This is a genomic window from Mycobacterium sp. NTMscope_Eco_3 (assembly GCF_976985685.1).
In genome coordinates, this window is record NZ_CDRJYZ010000001.1 from 4,197,112 (window position 1) to 4,221,946 (window position 24,835).

At 69.0% G+C, this 24,835-nt stretch carries 22 protein-coding genes; 4 read left to right on the forward strand and 18 right to left on the reverse strand.

The window, feature by feature from the left end; all coding sequences use genetic code 11:
* Nucleotides 1-92: 92 nt before the first annotated feature.
* The 13 genes from secA to AC0KTM_RS19380 all read right to left on the reverse strand — a co-directional run bounded on the left by secA (nt 93) and on the right by AC0KTM_RS19380 (nt 15,246).
* Nucleotides 93-2,924, reverse strand: a complete 2,832-nt coding sequence (gene secA / locus AC0KTM_RS19320; protein WP_225328953.1) for a preprotein translocase subunit SecA — start codon at nt 2,922-2,924, stop codon at nt 93-95.
* Between the two features lie 194 nt (nt 2,925-3,118).
* Nucleotides 3,119-3,787, reverse strand: coding sequence for a ribosome hibernation-promoting factor, HPF/YfiA family (hpf, locus tag AC0KTM_RS19325; protein WP_225328985.1), 669 nt, complete (start codon nt 3,785-3,787; stop codon nt 3,119-3,121).
* A 303-nt stretch (nt 3,788-4,090) separates the two neighbouring features.
* Nucleotides 4,091-4,723 carry a ComF family protein gene (locus tag AC0KTM_RS19330; RefSeq protein ID WP_472416442.1) on the reverse strand — a complete coding sequence of 211 codons (633 nt, stop codon included), beginning with the start codon at nt 4,721-4,723 and terminating at the stop codon, nt 4,091-4,093.
* Nucleotides 4,724-4,788: 65 nt separating this feature from the next.
* On the reverse strand, nt 4,789-6,543 hold the full coding sequence (lpqB, locus tag AC0KTM_RS19335) for an MtrAB system accessory lipoprotein LpqB (protein WP_225328955.1): 1,755 nt from the start codon (nt 6,541-6,543) through the stop codon (nt 4,789-4,791).
* Nucleotides 6,543-8,219, reverse strand: a complete 1,677-nt coding sequence (gene mtrB, locus AC0KTM_RS19340; RefSeq protein ID WP_225328956.1) for an MtrAB system histidine kinase MtrB — start codon at nt 8,217-8,219, stop codon at nt 6,543-6,545. The genes lpqB and mtrB overlap by 1 nt, the downstream gene beginning before the upstream one ends.
* Nucleotides 8,220-8,259: 40 nt before the next feature.
* Nucleotides 8,260-8,946: a two-component system response regulator MtrA gene (gene mtrA / locus AC0KTM_RS19345; RefSeq protein WP_007168097.1), complete on the reverse strand. Its 687-nt coding sequence runs from the start codon at nt 8,944-8,946 to the stop codon at nt 8,260-8,262.
* Nucleotides 8,947-9,026: 80 nt separating this feature from the next.
* Nucleotides 9,027-9,659, reverse strand: a complete 633-nt coding sequence (locus AC0KTM_RS19350; RefSeq protein ID WP_225328957.1) for a dTMP kinase — start codon at nt 9,657-9,659, stop codon at nt 9,027-9,029.
* 92 nt (nt 9,660-9,751) lie between these two features.
* Complete coding sequence (ahcY, locus tag AC0KTM_RS19355) at nt 9,752-11,224, reverse strand: adenosylhomocysteinase (protein WP_225328958.1); 1,473 nt, start codon at nt 11,222-11,224, stop codon at nt 9,752-9,754.
* A gap of 120 nt (nt 11,225-11,344) precedes the next feature.
* Nucleotides 11,345-11,941 carry a TetR family transcriptional regulator AlkX gene (gene alkX / locus AC0KTM_RS19360; RefSeq protein WP_225328986.1) on the reverse strand — a complete coding sequence of 199 codons (597 nt, stop codon included), beginning with the start codon at nt 11,939-11,941 and terminating at the stop codon, nt 11,345-11,347.
* Between the two features lie 77 nt (nt 11,942-12,018).
* A complete protein-coding gene (locus AC0KTM_RS19365) occupies nt 12,019-12,204 on the reverse strand; it encodes a rubredoxin (RefSeq protein WP_225328959.1) in 186 nt (61 codons plus the stop codon).
* 10 nt (nt 12,205-12,214) lie between these two features.
* Nucleotides 12,215-12,385, reverse strand: a complete 171-nt coding sequence (locus AC0KTM_RS19370; RefSeq protein WP_225328960.1) for a rubredoxin — start codon at nt 12,383-12,385, stop codon at nt 12,215-12,217.
* Nucleotides 12,382-13,629, reverse strand: coding sequence for an alkane 1-monooxygenase (locus tag AC0KTM_RS19375; protein WP_238956685.1), 1,248 nt, complete (start codon nt 13,627-13,629; stop codon nt 12,382-12,384). Before AC0KTM_RS19375 ends, AC0KTM_RS19370 begins: the two co-directional genes overlap by 4 nt.
* A 99-nt stretch (nt 13,630-13,728) precedes the next feature.
* Nucleotides 13,729-15,246 carry an amino acid permease gene (locus tag AC0KTM_RS19380; protein WP_225328962.1) on the reverse strand — a complete coding sequence of 506 codons (1,518 nt, stop codon included), beginning with the start codon at nt 15,244-15,246 and terminating at the stop codon, nt 13,729-13,731.
* A gap of 63 nt (nt 15,247-15,309) precedes the next feature.
* Here AC0KTM_RS19380 and AC0KTM_RS19385 point away from each other — a divergent pair, with 63 nt between their 5' ends.
* Nucleotides 15,310-16,791: an FAD-dependent oxidoreductase gene (locus AC0KTM_RS19385; RefSeq protein WP_225328963.1), complete on the forward strand. Its 1,482-nt coding sequence runs from the start codon at nt 15,310-15,312 to the stop codon at nt 16,789-16,791.
* Between the two features lie 43 nt (nt 16,792-16,834).
* Here AC0KTM_RS19385 and manA read toward each other — a convergent pair whose 3' ends face one another.
* The 4 genes from manA to AC0KTM_RS19405 form a co-directional block, all read right to left on the reverse strand.
* Entirely contained in the window at nt 16,835-18,061 is a 1,227-nt protein-coding gene (gene manA / locus AC0KTM_RS19390; protein WP_225328964.1) for a mannose-6-phosphate isomerase, class I, read from the reverse strand.
* Between the two features lie 8 nt (nt 18,062-18,069).
* The gene (locus AC0KTM_RS19395) at nt 18,070-19,173 is read right to left on the reverse strand and encodes a TobH protein (protein ID WP_238956686.1); all 1,104 of its coding nucleotides are present in this window, start codon (nt 19,171-19,173) and stop codon (nt 18,070-18,072) included.
* Nucleotides 19,170-20,576, reverse strand: a complete 1,407-nt coding sequence (locus AC0KTM_RS19400) for a phosphomannomutase/phosphoglucomutase (RefSeq protein ID WP_472416444.1) — start codon at nt 20,574-20,576, stop codon at nt 19,170-19,172. The genes AC0KTM_RS19395 and AC0KTM_RS19400 overlap by 4 nt, the downstream gene beginning before the upstream one ends.
* A 91-nt stretch (nt 20,577-20,667) precedes the next feature.
* Entirely contained in the window at nt 20,668-21,123 is a 456-nt protein-coding gene (locus tag AC0KTM_RS19405) for a DUF3499 domain-containing protein (protein WP_225328967.1), read from the reverse strand.
* A 188-nt stretch (nt 21,124-21,311) separates the two neighbouring features.
* Here AC0KTM_RS19405 and AC0KTM_RS19410 point away from each other — a divergent pair, with 188 nt between their 5' ends.
* A complete protein-coding gene (locus tag AC0KTM_RS19410; RefSeq protein WP_225328968.1) occupies nt 21,312-21,734 on the forward strand; it encodes a metallopeptidase family protein in 423 nt (140 codons plus the stop codon).
* Nucleotides 21,735-21,750: 16 nt separating this feature from the next.
* Here AC0KTM_RS19410 and AC0KTM_RS19415 read toward each other — a convergent pair whose 3' ends face one another.
* Complete coding sequence (locus tag AC0KTM_RS19415) at nt 21,751-22,089, reverse strand: WhiB family transcriptional regulator (RefSeq protein ID WP_255642085.1); 339 nt, start codon at nt 22,087-22,089, stop codon at nt 21,751-21,753.
* A 389-nt stretch (nt 22,090-22,478) separates the two neighbouring features.
* On the opposite strand from AC0KTM_RS19415, the gene cofD reads away from it, so the two are divergent.
* Nucleotides 22,479-23,480, forward strand: a complete 1,002-nt coding sequence (gene cofD / locus AC0KTM_RS19420; RefSeq protein WP_225328969.1) for a 2-phospho-L-lactate transferase — start codon at nt 22,479-22,481, stop codon at nt 23,478-23,480.
* Entirely contained in the window at nt 23,477-24,835 is a 1,359-nt protein-coding gene (locus tag AC0KTM_RS19425) for a coenzyme F420-0:L-glutamate ligase (RefSeq protein WP_472416446.1), read from the forward strand. Before cofD ends, AC0KTM_RS19425 begins: the two co-directional genes overlap by 4 nt.

The following is a 24,835-nucleotide window of genomic DNA, read 5'->3' on the forward strand; positions in this document are numbered from 1 at the left end:
CGGATGCCTCATTTCGGCCACCAATGTGCGGCCTGTCGCACGCTCGGTGCCGAGTGTGCGACCAGCCGCGCACTCGCGCGGACGGTGGGCCGCTAGCGCCGCTTCACCGATTTGGGTGGCTTGGCGCCGCGTCCCTGTTGCCGCGCCGCCGCGCGGCGCTCGCGCCGGCTGGCGCCCCCGGGAACCCCGGCCGGCGCCTTGGAATCGCCGCCGTTGCGCTGCACCTGCGCCGAACCGTCCTCCGACGGGCCGGAATAGGTGAGCGCGGGCGCCTGGTTGTCAATCCCCTTGGCGCGCAACGTACTTGGGGCCTCTTCGCGCACGGCCGTCGTCGTGGCGCCGCCCTGCTGTCCGGCCGCGGCGGTGGCGAATTCCTCCAGGCCTTCGGGCGCCTGGACGGGGGCGACCTGCGGGGAGGGCACCGCCTCGACCGTGACGTTGAACAGGAAGCCGACGGACTCCTCTTTCATGCCGTCGAGCATGGCCATGAACATGTCGTAGCCCTCGCGCTGGTATTCGACCAGCGGATCGCGCTGCGCCATCGCGCGCAGCCCGATGCCCTCCTTGAGGTAGTCCATCTCGTAGAGGTGCTCGCGCCACTTACGGTCGATCACGTTGAGCAGCACGTTGCGCTCCAGCTGCCGCATCGCGCCCTCGCCCGCGATCTCCTCGAGCTCGGCTTCCCTTGCGGCATATGCGTTTTCGGCGTCCTTGAGCAACGCCTCGAGCAGCTCCTCACGGGTGAGGTCGTCGCGCTCGGAGTCGGCGTCATGGTGGGTCAGCGGCTCGTGGTCGATGCCGACCGGGTACAGCGTCTTGAGCGCCGTCCACAGCGCTTCCAGGTCCCAATCCTCGGCGTAGCCCTCGGTGGTCGCGCCGTCGACGTAGGCGGTGACGACGTCGCGGACCATGTCCAGCGCCTGCTCCTTGAGGTTCTCGCCCTCCAGGATGCGGCGGCGCTCGGCGTAGATCACCTTGCGCTGCTGGTTCATCACCTCGTCGTATTTAAGGACGTTCTTGCGGACCTCGAAGTTCTGCTGCTCCACCTGGGTCTGGGCGCTCTTGATCGCGCGGGTGACCATCTTGGCCTCGATGGGCACGTCGTCGGGCAGGTTCAGCCGGTTGAGCATCGCCTCGAGCGCGGCGCCGTTGAAGCGGCGCATGAGCTCGTCGCCCAGGGACAGGTAAAAGCGCGACTCGCCCGGGTCGCCCTGGCGGCCGGAGCGGCCGCGCAGCTGGTTGTCGATGCGCCGCGACTCGTGCCGTTCGGTGCCCAGCACGTACAGACCGCCGGCCTCGATCACCTCTTCGGCCTCTTTGGAGGCCTCCTCCTTGACCTTGGGCAGTTCCTCGTGCCACGCGGCTTCGTACTCGTCGGGTGTCTCCACCGGGTCGAGGCCGCGCTCACGCAGGCGCAGGTCGGTGAGGAAGTCGACGTTACCGCCCAGCACGATGTCGGTGCCTCGACCGGCCATGTTGGTGGCCACCGTGACGCCGCCGCGCCGGCCGGCGACCGCGATGATGGTCGCCTCCTGCTCGTGGAACTTGGCGTTGAGCACGTTGTGCGGGACGCGGCGCTTTTGGAACTGCCGCGACAGGTATTCGGAGCGCTCGACGCTGGTGGTACCGATCAGCACCGGTTGGCCCTTTTCGTAGCGCTCGACGACGTCGTCGACGACCGCGATGTACTTGGCCTCTTCGGTCTTGTAGATCAGGTCGGACTGGTCGGCGCGGACCATCGGCTTGTTGGTGGGGATGGGCACCACGCCGAGCTTGTAGATCTCGTGCAGCTCGGCCGCCTCGGTCTGGGCGGTACCGGTCATGCCGGCGAGCTTGTCGTAGAGCCGGAAGTAGTTCTGCAGCGTGATGGTGGCCAGCGTCTGGTTCTCGGCCTTGATCTCGACGTGCTCCTTGGCCTCGATCGCCTGGTGCATGCCCTCGTTGTAGCGGCGGCCGTAGAGCACGCGGCCGGTGAACTCGTCGACGATGAGGACCTCGCCGTCGCGCACGATGTAGTCCTTGTCGCGGTTGAACAGCTCCTTGGCCTTCAGCGCGTTGTTGAGGTAGCTGACCAGCGGCGAATTCGCGGCCTCGTAGAGGTTGTCGATGCCGAGCTGGTCCTCGACGAACTCCACGCCGAGCTCGTGCACGCCGACGGTGCGCTTGCGCAGGTCCACCTCGTAGTGGGTGTCCTTTTCCATCAGTGGCGCCAGCCGGGCGAACTCGAGGTACCAGTTGGAGGCGCCGTCGGCGGGGCCGGAGATGATCAGCGGGGTGCGGGCCTCGTCGATCAGGATGGAGTCGACCTCGTCGACGATGGCGAAGTTGTGCCCGCGCTGGACCAGGTCGTCGAGCGAATGCGCCATGTTGTCGCGCAGGTAGTCGAACCCGAACTCGTTGTTGGTGCCGTAAGTGATGTCGGCGTTGTAGGCCACGCGGCGCTCGTCGGGTGTCATCTGGGCGAGGATCACGCCGACGTCCAGGCCGAGGAAGCGATGCACGCGGCCCATCCACTCGCTGTCACGTTTGGCCAGGTAGTCGTTGACGGTGACGACGTGCACGCCCTTGCCGCCGATGCCGTTGAGGTAGGCCGGCAGCACCGAGGTCAGCGTCTTGCCCTCACCGGTCTTCATCTCGGCGACGTTGCCGAAGTGCAGCGCCGCCGCGCCCATCACCTGCACGTCGAAGGGGCGCTGGTCGAGCACCCGCCAGGCCGCCTCCCGGGCCACCGCGAACGCCTCGGGCAGCAGGTCGTCGAGGCTCTCGCCGTCGGCGTGCCGCTTCTTGAACTCGTCGGTCTTGGCCCGCAACTCGGCGTCGGTCAGCTTCTCGATCTCGTCGGACAAGGTGTTGACGTAGTCAGCCACCCGCTTGAGACGCTTGAGCATGCGACCTTCGCCAAGGCGCAGCAACTTCGACAGCACAGCTATGTCCTCTACGGTTTGATCGCCCGGCTCCTCGTCATCGCGCTACGCGCTCTGCGTCGTCACCGGGCCGGATCGGAGTCTTTGGCGACACCCATCCTAGGTGACGTCGCTCTTTGGGCGCCGAACGTCGACTTCTTGCGTCAATCTGCGTGAAATCTCGCAATAAGTCGACGTTCGGCGGGGTGAGGGGATCAGCCCAGGCGGATCAGCCCATAGTCATAGGCGTGGCGCCGGTAGACGACGCACGGCCGCTCGGTGTGCTTGTCGTGGAACAAGAAGAAGTCGTGCCCGACGAGCTCCATCTCGTAGAGCGCGTCGTCCACCGTCATCGGCGTGGCCGGATGCTCCTTGGTCCGCACGATCCGCCCGGGCTCGTGGTCCGACTCCACACCGTCGTGATCGGCCGGCGCCTCGGGCGCGCCGCGTGCCGGTTCGGGCGGTGGCACCGCGGTGGCGGCGGCCAGCGACACCGGCGTCTTGTCGCCGTAATGGACCTTGCGGCGGTCCTTGACGCGGCGCAGCCGGCTCTCCAGCTTGTCGACCGCGGACTCGAACGCGGCGTAGAAACTGTTGGCGCACGCCTCCGCCCGGCTCACCGGGCCGCGGCCGCGGGCGGTGATCTCCACGCGTTGACAGGATTTGCGCTGCCGCCGGTTGGGAGCGTGCTTGAGCTCGACATCGAAAAGGTAGATGGAGCGATCGAACCGCTCGAGGCGGGCGAGTTTTTGCGAGACGTACAGACGGTAATGATCGGGGATTTCTACGTTGCGGCCTTTGAACACAACGTCGGCGGTGGTTGTCGGTTGGGCTTGCCCATCGGCGATGGAAGAGGGTTGGTCCAGAATCTGACCGGAATCCACGGATAGCCTTGACATACGTGACAACTCGTTTCTCTTTACACGTCGCACGCGCGTTGCGTGCCCGGCTGACTTGATGCGCCGACGAGGTGAGAGCGGTTCGAGACTGGCTACCGCCGCAGGCTGCCCGCCGGTGCAAGGTGTCGATTACTCACCCCTTCCCGCAAGTGGGCCTCAACCTGGGAATATCCCGACCAGTGAGTCAATGAATGTTGATTCCGACGTTAGCTCGTGTTCGCCCACCCATGCCACTAATTTCGCCGAGCTGTTGCGAGTTCTTCACAACCTCATGGCTGTCGCACAGTCTCACGCGGCGGCGATCACCAGCACCGCGACGACATGGACCCCGGCGGCCTGAAGCACGCGCACCGATTCGCGCGCCGTCGCCCCGGTGGTGACGATGTCGTCGACGACCATAACGTCGGTGCGCGGCGGCCGGCCGCGCAGCACGACCCGGCCCGCGATGTTGCGTTCGCGCGCGGCCGTGCCGAGCCCCACCGAGTCGCGGGTCAAGGCCTTGATGCGCAACGCCTGGGCGACGGAGATCTCCGGATGCTGCGCCACCGCGGCGCGGGCCAGCCGGGTGACCGGGTCGCCGCCGCGCCGGCGTGCGGCCGAACGCCGGGTCGGTGCGGGCACCAGGGTCAGTGGGGTGTCGACGATCCCCCACGACAGCAGCCGGTGCACCCCGAGGGCCAGTGCGCGCGCCAGCGGCGCGACGAGATCGGCGCGGCCGTGTTCCTTGAGCGCCAGGATCGCCTGCCGGCGGGCGTTGGCGTAGCGGCCGAGCGCGAACACCGGGACGCCCGCGTCGATGCGCGGGTTCACCACGTGCGGCTCGTCCGGCCTGACGGCCAGCTCGGTGGCGCAGGCGTCGCACCAGCGCGTCGACGGGGCGCCGCAGCCGCCGCATTCGGCAGGCAGGAACAGGTCGAGCATGGCGACAGTGTGACGGCCGGGGCCGACATGAGCAGGGCCGGCGCTAGCCCGATGGCGGCGACCCGCTAGCCCGGCAGCACCGGCGCCGCGCCGGGAACCGTCAGCCCGGGCACGTCCAACCAGCCCTGCTGACCGTCGGCGGACGGCGAATACTGAAGCACCCCTTCGGGACCCGCGACGTAGGCCGTGGACGGGTTGGCCACCACGGTCGTCACCGGCATCTGCAGGCCGCGGGCCGGCGCGTCGGAATTCACCCCGTCGATGTTGACGTACGAGACCGGATGGTTGGCGTCGGTGCGGGTCACCACGATGTCGTCGCCGGTGCGCCAGGACAGCGACACCACCGAATTGCCCAACCCGAAGCCCAGCCGCCGCGGATACGTCAGGGCGTACTGCCCGGCCTGGGTCTGCTCGACGCTGGCGAGGATCACCTGGCCGCCGATCACCATCGCGGCGCGCGTGCTGTCGCGGGACAGTTGCAGGTCGGTGATCGGCCCCGGGAACCGGGTGGCCACCGCCACCGAATCCACCGGAATGCGCGCGGGTTGCCCCGACGCCGGCTCCTGAATCGCCCGCAGCACGTTGTTGCCGTCGACCACCACCCACACCACGTCGTCCAGCGACCAGGTGGGCCGCGACAGGCTGTGCCCGTCGGCGGACTGCACCGCTTCGGCGCCCAGATCGCCGATCCACAGGGAGGCCGCCATGTCCGGGGCGCCGCGATGCAGCGTCACCACGGACGCCACCTCCCGGCCGCTGCGCGACAACGCGGCCCCCGTCTGATCCCCCATGCGACCGAACGCGCCGGGCACCATCGAGGTGTGCTGCCCGTCCAGCGACACCAATGAGCCGTTCACCAGGGCGTGCAGCCCGGCGCCCGCGCCGTCGGCCACGCCGGGGTCGGTCGCGGCGACATCGGAGGTGGTCCACCCGTCGCGGAACCGGTCGTCCAGCGGCGCGCCGTCGGCGTTGATCACGTACGGGCCCCGGATATCGGCCCGGGCCAGCGTCCAAATGATCTGCGCCGCAACCAATTGCCTGCTGTGCGGATCCGTGGTGGACAGCTTCTCCAGGTCGACGCGCGCACCGCCGTACCCGCGGCCGATCCCGTTCTTACCGCCGTCGGCCCGGGTCACCGGCCCGCGCAGCCGCAACGGCGGCGCGAGCAGGTTGCGGACCGTGTGCGCCATCTCGGGCCGCGGCCCGCCGATCACCTTGGAGACCAGTTCGGTGGCCAACTGATCGTGGTCGGGCACCGCGACATAACGCGGATCGGGGACCACGGTCTTGCCGGTCGGGTCGGCGAAGTAGAGGGTGTTGCGTTTGTACGTCGCCTGAAACTGCTGCCAGTCCAGGAAGACCCCGTTGGGCAGGCGGTCGATGCGCCAGCCGCCGGAGGTCTTGACCAATTCGATCGGCCCCGGGTCGGGCAACACTCCCTCGGCGGTTTCGAACACCCCCATGTCGGACAGCGAGCCCAGGATGTCCGCCCGCATCGTTGCCGAAACACGTTCGGCCGCGCGGGTTTCGACGAACACGACGTGGTCGATGAGCAACGCGCTACCGGCGTCGTCCCACGAGTTCGACGCCGACTGGGTGAGGAACTGGCGGGCGGCCAGGTGCCGGTTCGCCGGATCGGCTGTGGCCTTGAGGAATTCGCGCAGCAGCACGTCGGGGTCCATGCCCGGGGTCGGCTTGGGCAGGTTCGACGGCGCCGGCCGCTCGACGGTGCCGATGGCTTGGGGCGCCGACGAGCTGGGCACCCCGGCACAGCCGGCGAGCAGCATGGCCAGCATCAGCAGGCCCAACAACCGCCACATCACAGGGTCCTCTCGGCCGGCTCTCGTTGCCGCGTGCGGTCTTTCGCGTGCTGTGGGCCGGTGGGCGGGGGTTGCGGAATCGGCTTCATGGGCAGCGGGCTCGTGGTGACCTTGTGGCCGCGAACCAGCGGGAGCGTCAACCGGAAGCACGAGCCGTCGCCCGGTTCGCCCCACGCCTCCAGCCGGCCCTGGTGCAGCCGCGCGTCCTCGATGCTGATCGCCAGGCCGAGCCCGGTGCCGCCGGACCGGCGGACCCGCGAGGGATCCGCGCGCCAGAACCGGCTGAACACCAGCTTCTCCTCACCGGGCCGCAGCCCGACCCCGTAGTCGCGGACGGTGACGGCGACCGTGTCCTCGTCGGCGCCCATCCGGATCTTGACCGGCTTGTGCTCCGCGTGGTCGATGGCGTTGGCGATCAGGTTGCGCAGGATCCGCTCCACCCGCCGGGTGTCGACCTCGGCGATCACCTCGTGCGTCGGCAGGTCCACCTTCAGTTCGATGCCGGCGTCCTCGGCCAGGTGCCCGACGTTGCTCAGCGCGTTCTGCACGGTGGTACGCAGGTCGACCGCCTCGACGGACAGCTCGGCGACACCGGCGTCGTGCCGGGAGATCTCCAGCAGGTCGTTGAGCAGCGACTCGAACCGGTCCAGCTCGTTGACCATCAGCTCGGTGGAGCGCGCCAGCGTGGGGTCGAGGTCCGCGCTGTGGTCGTAGATCAGGTCGGCGGCCATGCGCACCGTGGTCAGCGGGGTGCGCAGCTCGTGGCTCACGTCAGAAGTGAAGCGGCGCTGCAGGTTACCGAACTCCTCCAGCTGGGTGATCTGACGCGACAGGCTTTCCGCCATGTCGTTGAACGACATCGCCAGCCGCGCCATGTCGTCCTCACCGCGCACCGGCATGCGCTCCGACAGGTGCCCCTCGGCGAACCGTTCGGCGATGCGCGACGCCGACCGCACCGGCACCACCACCTGGCGCGACACCAGCAGCGCGATCCCGGCCAGCAGCACCAGCAGCACCGCGCCCCCGGTGATCATGGTGCCGCGCACCAGCTGGATGGTGGCCTGTTCGTTCTTCAACGGGAAGATCAGGTACAGCTCCAGATTGGCCACCTGCGAGGACGCCGGGGTGCCGACGATCAGCGCCGGGCCCGAGAATCCGTCGGTGTGCACGGTCGCGTACTGGTAGGACGCCTGCCCGGCCTTGACGAAGCCGCGCAGAGAATTGGGCACCTGGTCGACGGGTCCGGCCGTGGTCGCGGCGCGCGGGCCGTCGCCCGGCACCATCAGCACCGCGTCGAACGCGCCGGCCATCCCCGCGCCGGAGGCCGGGTCGGTCTTGGAGGTCAATGTGTTGCGGGCCAGCTGGAGGCTGCTGTCCAGCGAGCGCGCCTCTTCGCCGTTGACGATCCCACCGACCGTGGTGCGCGCCCGCTCGATCTGCTCGATGGCGGCCTTGACCTTGACGTCGAGCACGCGATTGGTGACCTGAGAAGTCAATACGAAGCCGAGCGCCAGGATGACCGCCAGCGACAGCCCCAGCGTCAGCGCGACGACCCGCAACTGCAACGAGCGGCGCCAGGCGACTGCCACGGCCCGACTCACCGCGCCCATGCCGCGAGTCATGGGGCCGGAGCGCCCCCAGCGGCTCCGAGTGCGTCGCCGGGAGCCCCAAATCACCGCCGGCGCTCTCCCTTACGACGCTCTAGACGTGCGTGGGTCACGGAGGTCCGGCCTTGTAACCCACTCCTCGAACGGTCAACACCACGGTCGGGTTCTCAGGGTCTTTCTCGACCTTGGCCCGCAGACGCTGGACGTGCACATTCACCAGGCGCGTATCCGCCGGGTGACGATAGCCCCACACCTGTTCGAGCAGCACATCACGAGTAAACACCTGCCGCGGTTTGCGCGCCAACGCCACCAGCAGGTCGAACTCCAGCGGGGTCAGCGAGATCTGCTCGCCGTTGCGCGTGACCTTGTGCGCCGGCACGTCGATCTCGACGTCGGCGATGGACAGCATCTCGGCGGGCTCGTCGTCGTTGCGCCGCAGCCGCGCCCGCACGCGGGCCACCAGCTCCTTGGGCTTGAACGGCTTCATGATGTAGTCGTCGGCGCCCGACTCGAGGCCCAGGACCACGTCGACGGTGTCGGTCTTGGCGGTCAGCATCACGATCGGCACGCCCGAATCGGCGCGCAACACCCGGCACACGTCGATGCCGTTCATGCCGGGCAACATCAGGTCCAACAACACCAAATCGGGGCGCAGTTCGCGCACCGCAGTCAGGGCCTGGGTGCCGTCACCGATGACCGCGGTGTCGAAACCCTCCCCACGAAGCACGATGGTGAGCATCTCGGCTAGCGAAGCGTCGTCATCGACGACCAAAATCCTTTGCCTCATGGAGTCCATGGTGTCACCAGATCGGGACAAAACTGGGGCGCCACACGGGCGTTTCTTCTCCGATAAGGCCGAATCGTGACAAATTTGTGCTATCTGGCGATCAAACTGGCGGCCAAACCACCCGGATCGACGTCCTTGTCGACCACCCGCCAGGGGCCGCCCCACCCCGCGGCGGCCAGCCCGGCGTAGACGTCGCCGGTACGTTGCTGCAGCCCGTCGTCGCGTTCGTAGCTGTCGCGCGGGCGGCTCGGATCGGATGCGGCCCGGCTGCGCGCGCGCTCCCCGGCCAGTTCGGCCGACACCGCCAGCAGCACCTGCCAGTCGGGCGCGGGCAGACCCAGGCGCCGGTATTCGAGGCCGTGCACCCAGGCCACCGCCGGCCCGCCCGCGTCCTGATGCAGGCGCGCGGCGGTGTAGGCCGCATTCGAGGCGACGTAGCGATCCATGATCACCACGTCGTGGTCGCGGCGCAGCCCCTCGAGATGCTCGACCGCCGCGGCGCGATCGAGCGCGAACAGCGTCGCCATCGCGTAGACCGAGGACGCGAGGTCCCCGTGCTCGCCGTGTAGCGCCTCGGCCGCGATGTCCGCCGTCACCGATTGCCCGTAGCGCGGGAAGGCCAGCGTGGCCACCGACCGCCCGGCCGCTTCGAAAGCGGACAGCAACCCTTCGGTCAGCGTCCGCTTGCCGGCGCCGTCGACGCCTTCGATCGCGATCAGCACGGCGCGAGCCTATCGAGCCGCGAACGTGACACCACAGTCACAGTCGGCGCCGAGCGTGACTGTGGTGTCACGCTCGGCGGCGATCTGGTGGCTCAGTAGCGGTAGTGGTCGGCCTTGTACGGGCCGTCGACGTCGACGCCGATGTACTCGGCCTGTTCCTTGGTCAGCTTGGTCAGCTGGCCGCCGAGCGCCTCGACGTGGATGCGGGCCACCTTCTCGTCGAGGTGCTTGGGCAGCCGGTAGACCTCGTTGTCGTACTCGTCGTTCTTGGTCCACAGCTCGATCTGCGCGATGACCTGGTTGGAGAAGCTGTTGCTCATCACGAACGAGGGGTGGCCGGTGGCGTTGCCGAGGTTCAGCAGCCGGCCCTCGGAGAGCACGATGATCGACTTGCCGGTGTCCGGGAAGGTCCACAGGTCGACCTGCGGGCGGATGTTGGTCTTGGTGGCGCCGGACTTCTCCAGGCGGGCGATCTGGATCTCGTTGTCGAAGTGGCCGATGTTGCCCAGGATCGCCTTGTCCTTCATCGCCTTCATGTGCTCGAGGGTGATGATGTCCTTGTTGCCGGTGGTCGTGATGATGATGTCGGCCTCGCCGATCACGTCCTCCACCCGCTTGACGTCGAAGCCCTCCATCAGCGCCTGCAGGGCGTTGATCGGGTCGATCTCGGTGACGGTCACCCGCGCACCCTGGCCGGCCACGGACTCGGCGGAACCCTTACCGACGTCGCCGTAGCCGCAGATCAGGACCTTCTTGCCGCCGATGAGCACGTCGGTGCCGCGGTTGATGCCGTCGATCAGCGAGTGCCGGCAGCCGTACTTGTTGTCGAACTTGGATTTGGTGACCGAGTCGTTGACGTTGATCGCCGGGAACGCCAGGTCGCCGGCGGCGGCGAACTGGTAGAGCCGCAGCACGCCGGTGGTGGTCTCCTCGGAGACGCCCTTGATCGACGCGGCGATCTTGGTCCACTTGTCCTTGTCGGTCTCGAAGCGCTTGCGCAGCAGGTTCAAGAACACCCGGTGCTCGGTCGAGTCGTCTTCCTCGTCGGGCGGCACCACGCCGGCCTTCTCGTACTGCGCCCCGCGCAGCACGAGCATGGTGGCGTCGCCGCCGTCGTCGAGGATCATGTTCGCGGGCTCGTCGGGCCAGGTCAGCACCTGCTCGGCCGCCCACCAGTACTCCTCGAGCGTCTCGCCCTTCCACGCGTACACCGGGACGCCCTTGGGCTCCTCCGGGGTGCCGTGCGGGCCGACGACCACCGCGGCCGCGGCGTGGTCCTGGGTGGAGAAGATGTTGCAGGACGCCCAGCGGACCTCGGCGCCCAGCGCGACGAGGGTCTCGATCAGCACCGCGGTCTGCACGGTCATGTGCAGCGAGCCGGAGATGCGCGCACCCTTGAGCGGCTGGACGTCGTGGTACTCGCGGCGCAGCGACATCAGACCCGGCATCTCCTGCTCCGAGAGCTCGATGTCCCGGCGACCGTAATCCGCCAACGACAAATCGGCGACCTTGAAATCGATGCCGTTTCGAACCTCGGGGGTGAGTGCGTTTTCGGTCGTCGTCATAGCTTCTCTTCCTTTTTCCTGCCGTCTAGGGGCTCGCTCGGATCCAAGCGGTAATTAGCTTAGGTATGTTCTTGCGCCACTGTAGTCGTGCGCCCGCGCGCCGCACGGGCCAGGGAACGTTCAGGGGACGTTGATGACGCCGTGCCGCTCGGCGAAGGGAGTCATCAACCGCGCCAGATCGGCGGCCACGTCGTGGTCGGCCTCGGGTGGCATCGACACGTAGCTCAGCGCCAGCCGCACGATGGCACGCGCCAGGACACCGGCGTCCTCGTCGCTGGTGGCCACCCAGCTGTGCGTGAGCGCGGCGGTCAGCCGCTCGGAGGCCCGGGTGATGATCGGGGCGCTGTCGGTGGTGATGATCTGCAGCAGGTCCGGTTTGGCGACGCCGGTCAGCAGCGAGATCACCAGCGGATCGGCCGACAGCTCGGTGAACAGATCGCGGAACCCCTGCAGGAACGCGGCATAGATGTCGCCGACGTGGGCCTCTAGCGCGGCGTTGACGGCGTCGACCAGGCGGTCGGCCAGGCGCAGGCCGTATCCCTGCGCGAGCCCCTGCCGGGAGCCGAACTCGTTGTAGATGGTCTGCCGGCTGATGCCCGCGGCGCGGGCCACGTCGGAGAGGGTGATGGCCGACCAGTCCCGGGTCAGCAGCTCCTCCCGCATCGCGTCGAGCACCGAGTCGCGCAGCAGGGCGCGCGACGCCTCGGCGTACGGCATCCGCTTCACAGCCGCGACAATAGCGGCTCGCGGGCCGGAATCTGTTCTTTCGCGACGGGCAGCGGCGCCGATGGCGGTCACGAACGGGCGATCTCGACCATCTCGAAGTCCGTTTTCGCCGCGCCGCAATCCGGGCAGCTCCAGTCCTCCGGGATGTCGTCCCACCGGGTTCCCGGCGCGATGCCGTCCTCCGGCCAGCCCTTGGCCTCGTCGTATTCGAACCCGCACTGCACGCAGATGAAAAGCTTGTAGTCCTCGCTCATCGGTTCACTCCTATCGGGCTGTCGTGATTTCGAAATCGACCTTCTCGCGCACCGCGCAATCGGGGCAGCACCAGTCGTCGGGAATGTCGGCGAAGGGCGTTCCCGGCCGAAAGCCTTCCCGCGGAGCGCCTTTCGCCTCGTCGTAGGTGTAGTCGCAGCCGGGGCAGCGGTAGGCGGTCATGCCCGGGCCCCCTGGGCCCCGTAGCGCGCCAGCAGCTTCTCGCGCAGCCGCGGCTGCAGGTTGACCCTGGTGATGTCGCCGTCGTAGTGCGCCAGCACCCGGTGGTCCATCACCTTGCGCCACAGCGGCGGGAAGTAGGTGAGCGAGATCATCGACGCGTACCCGCTGGGCAGGTTGGGCGAGCCGTCCAGGCTGCGCAGCGTCTGGTAGCGCCGCGTCGGGTTGGCGTGGTGATCGCTGTGCCGCTGCAGGTGGTACAGGAACAGGTTGGTCACGACGTGGTCGGAGTTCCAGCTGTGCACGGGGGTGCACCGCTCGTAGCGGCCGCTCGAATTCTGTTGCCGCAGAAGGCCGTAGTGCTCGAGGTAGTTGACCGCCTCGAGCAGGCTGAAACCGAAGACGGCCTGGATGATCACGAACGGGATCAGCGCCGGCCCGAAGACCGCGATCAGGATCCCCCACAACACCACCGACATGGCCCAGGCGTTGAGCACGTCGTTGGACGGGTACGTCACGGGATTCCACGGGTTCTTGCCCGACCGGCGAATCCGCTGGGCTTCCAGCCGCAGTGACGAGCGCAGGCTCCCGAAGACGCTGCGCGGCAAGAACTCCCAGAATGTTTCCCCGAAGCGCGACGAGGCGGGGTCCTCCGGGGTGGCCACCCGCACGTGGTGGCCGCGGTTGTGCTCGATGTAGAAGTGGCCGTAGCAGGTCTGCGCCAGCGTGATCTTGGACAGCCAGCGCTCCAGCGCATCCTTTTTGTGGCCCATCTCGTGCGCGGTGTTGATGCCGACGCCCCCGAGCACCCCGACCGACAACGCCACGCCCAGTTTGCCGGCCCAGCCCAGCGGCCCGTCATACCCCAGCCAGCTCAGGTTCGAGGCGGTGAACAGGTAGGCGCCGAAGACCACGCTGAGGTACTGGAACGGGATGAACGCGTAGGTGCAGTAGCGGTAGTACTTGTCGTTCTCCAGCTGCTGCATCACCTCGTCGGGCGGGTTCTGGCCGTCGGGCCCGAAGCGCAGGTCCAGGATCGGCAGCAGGACGTAGACCAGGATCGGACCGATCCACAGCGGCACCTGCGCGGCGCCGTGCCAGCCGAGCCGGTTCAGCGCCCAGACGAGGGGCAGCATCGCGAACAGCGCCGTCGGGGCGATCAGCCCCATCAGCCACAGGCGGCGCTTCTTGTCCCGCCAGACGGGCGCGCCGGTTCCCTGCTCTACCTGCGGTTCGAGTGTCGTCATATGCCCAACCTCCTTGTGAGTCACACCACGTTGAGATTGGACAATACCGGCGTTTGCGTCTTGTGTCTAGACAAACGTCGTTGTTTTGTAAAGTCGTTGCTACGGCACCGGGCTGTGGGGGTCCGCCTCGAGCGTGTCGGCGGGCTCGGACGCGACGGCCTCGCGTTCGCCCTGCACCGAGTGCCGGTAGCCGTAGGCGATGTAGATCGCCGTGCCGACCACCAGCCAGACCCCGAACCGGACCCAGGTGAGCGCGGTGAGGTTGAGCATCAGCCACACGCAGGCAGCGATCGAGGCGATCGGCAGCACCGGCACCCACGGCGCCTTGAAGCCGCGCTCCAGGTCCGGCCTGGTCCGGCGCAGCACGATCACGCCGGCGGAGACCAGGACGAAGGCGAACAGCGTGCCGACGTTGACCATCTCCTCGAGCTTGGTGATGGGGAACACCGACGCGGTCACGGCCACCACGAGGGCGACCAGCACGGTGATCCGCACTGGGGTGCCCCGCGAACCGGTCTTCGCCAGCGAGCGCGGCAACAGCCCGTCGCGCGCCATCGCGAACAGCACCCGGCACTGGCCGAGCATCAGCACCATCACGACGGTGGTCAATCCCGCGAGCGCGCCGATCGAGATGATCTTGCTGGCCCAGTGAATGCCGTTGGCGGTGAACGCCGTCGCCAGGTTCGCCTGCCCGCGGCCGCGCACCGTCTTGAGTTCCGTGTAGGAAACCATGCCGGACAACACGATCGCGACCGCGACGTAGAGCAGGGTCACGATGCCCAGCGACGCCAGGATCCCCCTGGGGACGTCGCGCTGCGGATTCTTGGTCTCCTCGGCCATGGTGGCGACGATGTCGAAACCGATGAACGCGAAGAAGACGATGGACGCCCCCGCCAGCACGCCGTACCAGCCGTAGTGGCTGCTGTGCGCCCCGGTCAGCAACGACAACACCGACTGGTCGATGCCCTTGGCCTCGCTGCTGGCTTCCGGTTTGGGAACGAACGGCGAATAGTTCGCGCGCTTGATGTAGAAGACCCCGACCACCACGACGAACAGCACGACCGACACCTTGATGCCGGTGACCACCGCGGAGAACCTCGACGACAGCTTGGTGCCCAGCGCGATCAGCGTCGCCACCCCCGCGACGATCACCAGCGCGCCCCAGTCGACCTGGGCCGACCCGAATTCGACTGTGCCACCGGCGAACCCGAACACCGTGCCCAGGTAGCTCGACCAGCCCTTGGCCACCACGGCGGCGCCGATCGCCAATTCCAGCAGCAGGTTCCAGCCGATGATCCAGGCCAGGAACTCCCCGAAGGTCGCGTAGGAGAAGGTGTAGGCGCTACCGGCCACCGGCAGGGTGGAAGCGAACTCGGCGTAACACAACGCCGCCAGCGCGCAGGTGCCGGCCGCGATGACGAACGACAACCAGATGGATGGCCCCGTGATGTCGCCCGTCGTCGACGCGGTGACGGTGAAGATGCCGGCGCCGATCACCACCGCGACGCCGAAGACGACCAGGTCCCACCAGGTGAGGTCCTTGCGCAACTTGGTGTCCGGCTCGTCGGTGTCGGCGATCGATTGTTCCACCGACTTCGTGCGCCATCGATTGGCCATGCAACCGCCCTTTCCCAACGCTGGGAGCCATTGGTCCGACACAGTACTGGGTACTCCCCACGGATGCCGGACAGCAAAGCAAACACGCGGGCGCACGCGGTCGTGATCGGGGGGAGCATCGCCGGGCTGTGCGCCGCGCGGGTGCTGTCGGACACGTATGCGCGGGTGACGGTCTTCGAGCGCGACGAGTTGCCGGCCGTCCCGGCGAACCGGGCGACGGTGCCCCAGGACCGGCACCTGCACATGTTGATGGCGCGCGGGGCGATCGAATTCGAGAACCTCTTTCCCGGCCTGCTCGACGGCATGGTGGCCGCCGGCGTGCCCAAGCTGGAGAACCGGCCCGATTGCATCCACCTGGGCGCCGCGGGCCATGTCCTGGGCACCGGGCAAACCCTGCGCGACGAATTCACCGCCTATGTGCCCAGCCGGCCGCACCTGGAATGGCAGTTGCGCAGACGGGTTCAGCGCCTCGGCAACGTCATCATCGTGCGGCGCTCGGTGGCCGAACCGCGGTTCGACCGCACGCGGCAACGGGTGACCGGCGTGCTGGTGGATCCGGCCGATCCCGCCGACGGCGAGCCGGAATTCGTGCGCGCGGACCTCGTCGTCGACGCGGCGGGGCGGGGCACCCGGCTGCCGGTGTGGTTGACGCACTGGGGATTTGCGCGCCCCGTCGAGCAGGCCATCGACATCGGCATCAACTACGCCACCCAGCAGTTCCGCATCCCCGACGGGCTGATCGCGGAGAAGGTCGTGGTCGCCGGCGCCTCCCACGACCAATCCCTGGGGCTGGGCATGCTGTGCTACGAGGACGGCACCTGGGTCCTCACCACCTTCGGCGTGGCCGACGTCAAACCGCCGCGAACCTTCCCCGAGATGCTGGCGCTGGCCCAGCGACTGCTTCCCGCCCACTTCAACGCGGCGCTGGCACAGGCCGAGCCGCTGGGCGATCCGGCCTTCCACGCCTTCCCGGCCAGCCGCTGGCGCCGCTACGACAAAGTCGACCGCTTCCCAGGCGGCATCATCGCCTTCGGCGACGCGGTGGCCAGCTTCAACCCCACCTACGGCCAAGGCATGACGATGACCTCTTTGCAGGCCGGCCATCTGCGCCGCGCCCTGCAAGGCCCCGACGATCAACTGGCCGCGGCGCTCAATCGGGCCACCGCCAAGAGCACCTTCCCGGTGTGGATGATGAACGCCATCGGCGACATCACCTTCCACCACGCCGACACGTCGGGGCCGGTTCCCTGGTGGTGGCGGCCCTCCGGGGCGCTGTTCGACCAGTTCCTGGGCGCCGCCGAAACCGAACCCGTTCTGGCGGAATGGTTTTTGCGCCGGTTCTCGCTGCTGGACAGCCTCTATATGGTTCCGCCGCCGCGGATCATCGGCCGGGCCATCGCGCACAACGCACGGCTGTGGCTGAGCGAGCGACGCGAGGCCGTCAGACGGCGGCGAGGCGATCGCAAGCGCGGCGGCGGCGACCGCACGCGCGGCCGCGGCGACCGCAAGCGCGGCGAAGCCGGGCGCTGCGGGTCGCCGCGCTAGGCACGAGCCGGGCGAAGCGGGTCGCCACCATCAGGGCCGGCCGCTACAGCCCTACCGTCGCCCTGAACAGCTTGCTCGGCTCGTGCGCGACCAGCCGGATCGGAGCGTCATCGGCCGCCACCCACGCGGCCATCCCCCGCTTCAGGGTCAGCGAGCCGGACTTGCCGTGCACCGTCGTGGAACCCTGGATGCACAACAGGATCTGGGGCCCGTCGTGGCTACACGTCGCATCCACCTCGTGGCCGACGTACTCGTCTTCGAGCTCCAGCAGCGCGACGGCGAACTCGTCGGTCGGCGTCTCATAGATCAGCCCGAAGCCCTCGCGGCGGATGTGCGGCCGCAACTGCTCCTCGCTGGTGGGCGCGAAGTCCAGCACCCGCAGCAGCTCGGGCACGTCGACGTGCTTGGGGGTCAGCCCACCCCGTAACACGTTGTCGGAGTTGGCCATCACCTCCACCGCGAAACCCCGCAGGTAGGTGTGCAGGTTGCCGGCCGACACGAAGATGGCCTCACCCGGGCCCAGGCTGACGCGGTTGAGCAGCAGCGCCGCCAGCACGCCGGCGTCGCCGGGATAGCGTTCGCCGAGCTCGAGCACCGTCTTGGCCTCGGCCGCGAATTCCGTTGCCCCCGAACTGAGGTACGCGATCGCGCCGTCCAGCACCGCGGACACCAGCACGTCGATGTCGGGCTGCGGCGCGGTGATCCACGTCGTGAACAGCGCGCGCAGACCGTCGGCGTCGGACTGGTCGTTGAGCAGGTCGATGAAGGGATCGAGGTCGGAAACCGCCAAAGCCCGCAGCAGCTCGATCGTGCGCGACGCCGGGCGGAATCCGGCGAGCGCCTCGAACGGGTGCAGCGCCACCAGCAACTCGGGCTTGTGCGAGGTGTCGCGATAGTTGCGCACCGGCGAGGTCAGCGGGATGCCGACCCGCTCCTCGCGCAGGTAACCCTCGGCCGCCTGCGCGGCGCTCGGGTGCGCCTGCAACGACAGCGGCTCGTCGGCGGCCAGCACCTTGACGAGGAAGGGCAGCACGTCCCCGAAGCGGGCCCGCGACCCCGGCCCGAGCTGACCCTCCGGGTCGGCGTCGAGCGCTTCGAGCAACGTGATCTCGCCGTTGTCGGTTTCCAGCCAGGCCGGGTCGCCCGGGTGGGCGCCGAACCAGAGCTCGGCCTCCGGATGCGCCGCCGGCACCGGACGTTCGGTGAACTCGGCGATGGCGGTACGCGAACCCCACGCGTACGTTCTCAAGGCCCCGCGAAGCAGTTCCACTGTTCTATCTATCCCCGCACCAGTCGCATGTAAACCGCGGCCATCTCCAGCCGGACGGCCAATACTGCCAGCTGTTGCTCGGCGCGGCCGGGACCCCCCAGCGCAGGCGAAACACCGGAGCCGGCAGAACCGCCGGGTCCGTCGGGCACATCCTCGGCGGCGAGCAGGTAGACGTCGTCGAGCCCGGCGGTCCTGGCGGCCACCACCGTCTGCTCGTCGGCCAGGATGATCGCCAGCACCCGCAGCCGCGGCGGCAGCGGCCCGTCGAGCTCCTCGTCGTGGAACAAGGCGGCGTCGGGATCGGCGATCCCGCCACTCGAGGCCGCGGCGCGCAGGGCGACCACCGCGTCCGCCAGCCCGGTGGCCGGGGTCACCTGATTCGCGACGCGCAGCAGCACCGAGCTGCCGTGCCGCGCCAGCGCCAGCGTCGCGGCGCCGTCGCCGGCCAGCGCGACCTGGCGGTCGGCGATCCGCGCGGCCAGCAGCTTGGCTGGATTGGTGAACAGCTCGCGGCCGGCGCTGTTGCGCAGCGCCTCGGCGTCGAGCTCGTCGGCGAGCAACCCCAGGTCGATGCTGGGCCGCGGGTCGACGGCGTGCAGCACGGCAAGCCCGGCGGCCAGATACCGGCACAGCCCGAACTCGTCGCGAACCCACAGCCGGGGCGCCAGCACCGCCACGCGGCCTGCGGTGGAATCCCGCAGCGGGCCCTCATACGGCGCCACCACCACGACCCGCGCGCCGCGGCGCACCCCGGTCGCGGCGGCGGCGACCAGCGCGGGGTCGCCGGGATCGTCGCCCGCGACGATCAGCACGTCGAGCGGGCCCGCCCACGGGGGCGCCTCGGCGGCCAGCGTGAACGGCTGGGACGTCACCGAACCCAACGTCGCGGCCAGCATCGTCCCGGCGGTCTCGGCGGTGCCGCGGCCGGCCACCCAGATCACGCTGCGCGGACGGTCCTCGGCCCGCAGCGGGTCCAGCGCGCCCTCCTCAACCGCGGCGGCGACCGCGCGCACCTGCGCGCCGGCCGACGACGCGGCCCGCAGCAGGCCGTCGCGGTCGGCGGCCAGCAGGCCTTCGGTGTCTTCGAGATCGACCGCCCGGGTGGCGTTCACGGGGTGGCCCCGGCGCGCGACGTCTGCGCGGCGATTTCGGCGCTGATCTGGGCGACCATCGCGCCGACGTCCTCGGCGGTGCGGCCCTCCACATTGAGCCGCAGCAACGGCTCGGTGTTCGAGCTGCGCAGGTTGAACCAGTTGCCGTCGCCGAGGTCCACCGTCACGCCGTCCACGTGATCGAGGGAGTGGATGCGGGTGCCGAACGACCTCAGCACCGCCTCCGTGCACTGCGCGGCGTCGGCCACCGTGAAGTTGATCTCGCCGGACGATTCGTAACGCTGGTAGTCCGCGGTCAGCTCCGACAGCGGGCGGTCCTGCTCGCCGAGCGCGGCCAGCACGTACAGCGCCGCCAGCATCCCGGAGTCGGCGCCCCAGAAGTCGCGGAAGTAGTAGTGCGCCGAATGTTCGCCGCCGAAGATCGCGCCGGTGTCGGCCATCAGCGCCTTGATATAGGAGTGCCCCACCCGCGAGCGCAGCGGTGTGCCGCCGCGCTCGCTGACCAGTTCGGGCACCGCGCGCGAGGTGATCACGTTGTGGATGATCGTCGCGCCGATCTCGCGGCCCAGCTCGCGCGCGGCCACCAGGCTGGTCACGGTCGACGGCGACACGGGGTTGCCACCCTCGTCGACCACGAAGCAGCGGTCGGCGTCCCCGTCGAAGGCCAGCCCGATGTCGGCGCCGGTCTCGCGCACGAACGTCTGCAGGTCCACCAGGTTGGCGGGTTCGAGCGGGTTGGCCTCGTGATTGGGGAAGAAGCCGTCGAGCTCGAAGTACAACGGCAACAACGTGATCGAGCCGATCGGGCCGAGCACCGCGGGGGTGGTCAGACCGGCCATGCCGTTGCCGGCGTCGACGGCCACGCGCAGCGGGCGCAGCCCGGAGGTGTTCACCAGGGACCGCAGGTATTGCCCGTAGTCGGCCAGCACGTCGCGGTCGGTGACCGTTCCGGGCGGGCCGTCGTGGCCCGCGGAGCCCTCGACGCCGGCGATGACGTCGTCGGCGATGACGCGCAACCCGCTCTCGGCGCCCACGGGTTTGGCCCCCGCCCGGCACAGCTTGATTCCGTTGTAGGCGGCCGGGTTATGGCTCGCGGTGAACATCGCGCCCGGGCAGTCCAGCAGCCCGGAGGCGAAGTAGAGCTGATCGGTGGACGCCAAACCGATGCGCACCACGTCGAGACCCTGGCCGGTGACGCCGTCGGCGAACGCGGCGGCCAGGGTGGGCGAACTGTCGCGCATGTCGTGGCCGATCACGACTTGGCGGGCGCCCTCGGCGCGCATCAGGCGGGCGAAGGCCGCGCCCAGATCGGTAACCAGCGGCTGGTCGAGCTCTTCGCCGACTAGACCACGCACGTCGTAAGCCTTGACGACACGGTGGACAGTCGCGGCGGGCCGAGACATGCGGGACTCCTGACGACGTGAACTCTTGGCCGTCAGCCTATCGGGCGAAAGAGAACACGAGCCGCGGTGCGGGCGGATTGGCCAGGACCGCCTAGTCGGCCGGGTCGGGCAACACGCGCAGATGCCCGCGGCGCCGCCCCGACCGATGCTCCGGCGGGGCGAGCACACTGCTGCTGGGCGCGGTGGCCTGGGAGCCGCCGTGGTGGATGTGCGGGTCCGCGAAGCCGTTCACGGGCGAGACGGTGCCGCCGTACGGCGCGCCGCGCTCCCCGGAACCACCTTCGCGGACCGCGTCGGCCAACGCGACAAGGTCGTCGTCGTCGGGGTGATTGGGCTCGGAAACAAGGGGACCGGCATGGCGCACCAGCTCCCATCCGCGGGGAGCGGTGATGCGGCCGGCGTGGTTGACGCACAAATCCCAAGAATGGGGTTCCCGAGCGGTCGCCAGCGGGCCGACGACTGCCGTCGAGTCCGAATAGACGAACGTTAGGGTCGCCACGGCATAGTGCGGGCACCCGGGCCGGCAACAGCGACGGGGAACGTTCACGTTCGAAAGGCTATCGTGCACAAACGCCGCCCAAGCGCCGGACACGCGCAACCGGACGGGCGCCGATGTGCAACCGTTACCATCGGCGCGTGGGCGATTCGCGCAGTTCCCCGCGAAGAGATCGGTTTTCGGACGGATCGGCTCCGCGCCGACCGGTCACCCATCGACTCTTCCGCAGGGGTCGCGAGATGCGCGGCCCGCTGCTGCCCCCCAGCGTGCCGGGGTGGCGCAGCCGCGCCGAGCGGTTCGACATGGCGGTGCTGGAGGCCTACGAACCCATCGAGCGGAACTGGCAGGACCGGCTGACCGAGCTCGACGTGGCGGTCGATGAGATTCCGCGGATCGCGGCCAAGGATCCCGAGAGCGTGCAGTGGCCACCCGAGGTGATCGCCGACGGACCGATCCCCCTGGCCAGGTTGATCCCGGCCGGTGTCGACATCCGCGGCAACTCCACGCGGGCGCGAATTGTGCTGTTCCGCAAGCCAATTGAGCGAAGGGCCAAGGACACAGTCGAACTCGGCGACTTGCTGCACGAGATCCTGGTGGCCCAGGTGGCCATCTATCTCGACGTTGAACCGTCGGTCATCGATCCGACGATCGACGACGAATAACTACGGTGCGCGGCGTTTAGATGATGCCGCGCTTGAGGCGGCGGCGCTCGCGTTCGGACAGACCGCCCCAGATGCCGAAGCGCTCGTCATGCTCGAGCGCGTACTCGAGGCACTCGTGGCGCACCTCGCAGCCCAGGCAGATCTTCTTGGCCTCGCGGGTGGACCCACCCTTTTCCGGGAAGAAGGCTTCGGGGTCGGTTTGGGCGCACAGCGCTCGGTCCTGCCATTGGTCGGCGACGGGCGCCGGCAACGGCTCGGGCTCGAATGCGACTGGCGCATCAGGAACCACGGTCAGGTGCGGCCGGGCGGGACGGTCCGGCGCCGAGTCGATCGGGGTGTGCGGCGTGCTCGCCATGGCGCCTCGAAAAGTTTCGTAAGACATACGGTCGTCCGCCTCCTCAGCTTGATTGGAGAGAGAGTGTTTGATTCCCACTGTTCTGATGTACAGACAATTCGAACAAGTGATCGAATCTCGGTCTGCGACACCGGAGTCGGCCGGCCAACCGGGAAATGACACTGATGTGATTAGACACGGGTTGATCTGCCGGGTCAAGCACTTCGGCGAATTTCCATACCATCTCGTGATCGAATTTCGGCGTTTCTGTTGCTTTGGGCCGTCGGCGTGTCGATCACATAGCCCCCAACTTCCCCACAAGTGGTGGGGAAGCCCAACTTTGAGGCAGCCCCGACGGGCCCGCCACCGCGCTGTCGACGGGCAGTACTGTCGTGCTGTGTGAGGCTCAAGTGAAGGTCACCGTTCTGGTCGGTGGGGTTGGTGGCGCCCGCTTCCTGCTGGGGGTTCAACAGTTGTTCGGACTGGGTCAATTTCACACGCTACGGCGCCCAGACACGGAAGCCGGCAGTCACGAGCTGACGGCGATCGTCAACGTTGGCGATGACGCCTGGATCCACGGACTGCGAGTCTGCCCCGATTTGGACACCTGCATGTACACCTTAGGTGGAGGTGTCGACCCGGAGCGAGGGTGGGGGCACCGCGACGAAACCTGGCACGCCAAAGAGGAATTGGCGCGCTACGGGGTGCAGCCGGACTGGTTCGGACTCGGCGACCGCGACTTGGGCACCCACCTGGTGCGCACCCAGATGATCAACGCCGGCTACCCGCTGTCACAGATCACCACGGCGCTGTGCGACCGCTGGCAACCGGGCGCGCGGCTGCTGCCGGTCACCGACGACCGCTGCGAGACGCACGTGGTGATAACCGATCCCGACGACGGCAGCCGGCGGGCCATCCACTTCCAGGAGTGGTGGGTGCGCTACCGCGCCCAGGTGCCCACCCACAGCTTCGCCTTCGTCGGCGCCGAAAAGGCAGCCGCCACAACCGAAGCCACGGCGGCCATCGCCGACGCCGACGTCATCCTGCTGGCCCCGTCGAACCCGGTGGTGAGCGTCGGCGCCATTCTGGCCGTCCCCGGCGTCCGCGGCGCGCTGCGCGCGGCGAAGGCCCCGGTCGTCGGCTACTCGCCGATCATCGGTGGAAAGCCGTTGCGCGGCATGGCCGATGCCTGCCTGTCGGTGATCGGCGTCGAGTCCACCGCCGAGGCCGTCGGCCGCCACTACGGCGCGCGTGGGGGCACCGGCATCCTGGATTGCTGGCTGGTGAGCGAAGGCGACTCAGCCGACATCGACGGCGTGGCGGTGCGCTCGGTGCCGCTGGTGATGACCGACCCCGGGGCGACCGCCGAGATGGTCCGCGCCGGGCTGGAGCTGGCGGGGGTGGCGCCGTGACCCACAACGCTCCACCCGGCGAGCACGGCACCGCCGCCGCGATCGAGATCCTGCCCGTCGCCGGTCTGCCCGAGTTCCGGCCCGGCGACGATCTAGGCGCGGCCGTCGCCGCCGGGGCACCCTGGCTGCGCGACGGCGACGTCGTGGTGGTCACCAGCAAGGCGGTGTCCAAATGCGAGGGCCGGCTGGTGCCGGCGCCCCGCGACCCGGAAGAGCGCGACCGGCTGCGGCGCAAGTTGGTCGACGACGAAGCCGTGCGCGTGCTGGCCCGCAAGGGCAAGACCTTGATCACCGAGAGCCGGATCGGGCTGGTCCAGGCCGCCGCGGGCGTGGACGGCTCCAACGTCGGGCGCGACGAGCTGGCGCTGCTGCCCGTCGACCCGGACGGCAGCGCCGCCACGCTGCGCGCCGCGCTGCGCGAGCGGCTCGGCGTCGAGGTCGCCGTCGTCATCACCGACACGATGGGCCGCGCCTGGCGCAACGGCCAGACCGACGCGGCGGTGGGCGCGGCGGGTCTGGCTGTGCTGCATGGCTATTCGGGGGCGCTCGACCAACACGGCAACGAGTTGCTGGTCACCGAGGTCGCGGTCGCCGACGAGATCGCCGCGGCCGCCGATCTGGTCAAGGGCAAATTGACCGCGATGCCGGTGGCGGTGGTGCGCGGACTGTCCGTGACCGACGACGGCTCGACGGCGCGGCGCCTGCTGCGGCCCGGCACCGAAGACCTGTTCTGGCTCGGCACCGCCGAGGCGATCGACCTGGGCCGCCGCGAAGCGCAGCTGCTGCGCCGATCGGTGCGCCGGTTCGGCGCCGAGCCCGTCCCGGCCGATCTGGTGGAGGCGGCCGTCGCCGAGGCCCTCACCGCCCCGGCCCCCCACCACACCCGCCCGGTGCGGTTCGCCTGGCTGCAAAACCGGGCCACGCGGGCCCGACTGCTGGATCGGATGAAGGACAAGTGGCGCGCCGACCTCGCCGGCGACGGTAAGCCCGCCGACGCCATCGAGCGCCGGGTGGCGCGCGGCCAGATCCTCTACGACGCGCCCGAAGTCGTCATCCCGATCCTGGTTCCCGACGGCGCGCATTCCTATCCCGACGCCGCCCGCACCGACGCCGAGCACACCATGTTCACCGTGGCCGTCGGGGCGGCCGTGCAGGCCCTGCTGGTCGCGCTGGCGGTGCGCGGGCTGGGCAGCTGCTGGATCGGGTCGACGATTTTCGCCGCCGACCTGGTGCGCGCCGAGCTCGAGCTGCCCGCCGACTGGGAGCCGTTGGGCGCCATCGCCATCGGCTACGCCGCCGAGCCCGCCGGCCCGCGCGACGCCGCGGACCCCGGGGATCTGCTGATCCGCAAGTAA

What these genes read in the sequence shown, in the direction of transcription:
- AC0KTM_RS19380 (WP_225328962.1), bottom strand. Translation starts at nt 15,246, where the DNA reads ATGGCCAATCGATGGCGCACGAAGTCGGTGGAACAATCGATCGCCGAC.
- alkX (WP_225328986.1), bottom strand. Translation starts at nt 11,941, where the DNA reads ATGCCGTACGCCGAGGCGTCGCGCGCCCTGCTGCGCGACTCGGTGCTC.
- mtrA (WP_007168097.1), bottom strand. Translation starts at nt 8,946, where the DNA reads ATGGACTCCATGAGGCAAAGGATTTTGGTCGTCGATGACGACGCTTCG.
- ahcY (WP_225328958.1), bottom strand. Translation starts at nt 11,224, where the DNA reads ATGACGACGACCGAAAACGCACTCACCCCCGAGGTTCGAAACGGCATC.
- AC0KTM_RS19415 (WP_255642085.1), bottom strand. Translation starts at nt 22,089, where the DNA reads ATGGCGAGCACGCCGCACACCCCGATCGACTCGGCGCCGGACCGTCCC.
- AC0KTM_RS19375 (WP_238956685.1), bottom strand. Translation starts at nt 13,629, where the DNA reads ATGACGACACTCGAACCGCAGGTAGAGCAGGGAACCGGCGCGCCCGTC.
- lpqB (WP_225328955.1), bottom strand. Translation starts at nt 6,543, where the DNA reads ATGTGGCGGTTGTTGGGCCTGCTGATGCTGGCCATGCTGCTCGCCGGC.
- AC0KTM_RS19400 (WP_472416444.1), bottom strand. Translation starts at nt 20,576, where the DNA reads ATGTCTCGGCCCGCCGCGACTGTCCACCGTGTCGTCAAGGCTTACGAC.
- AC0KTM_RS19330 (WP_472416442.1), bottom strand. Translation starts at nt 4,723, where the DNA reads ATGCTCGACCTGTTCCTGCCTGCCGAATGCGGCGGCTGCGGCGCCCCG.
- AC0KTM_RS19365 (WP_225328959.1), bottom strand. Translation starts at nt 12,204, where the DNA reads ATGAGCGAGGACTACAAGCTTTTCATCTGCGTGCAGTGCGGGTTCGAA.
- AC0KTM_RS19370 (WP_225328960.1), bottom strand. Translation starts at nt 12,385, where the DNA reads ATGACCGCCTACCGCTGCCCCGGCTGCGACTACACCTACGACGAGGCG.
- AC0KTM_RS19385 (WP_225328963.1), top strand. Translation starts at nt 15,310, where the DNA reads ATGCCGGACAGCAAAGCAAACACGCGGGCGCACGCGGTCGTGATCGGG.
- AC0KTM_RS19410 (WP_225328968.1), top strand. Translation starts at nt 21,312, where the DNA reads ATGCGCGGCCCGCTGCTGCCCCCCAGCGTGCCGGGGTGGCGCAGCCGC.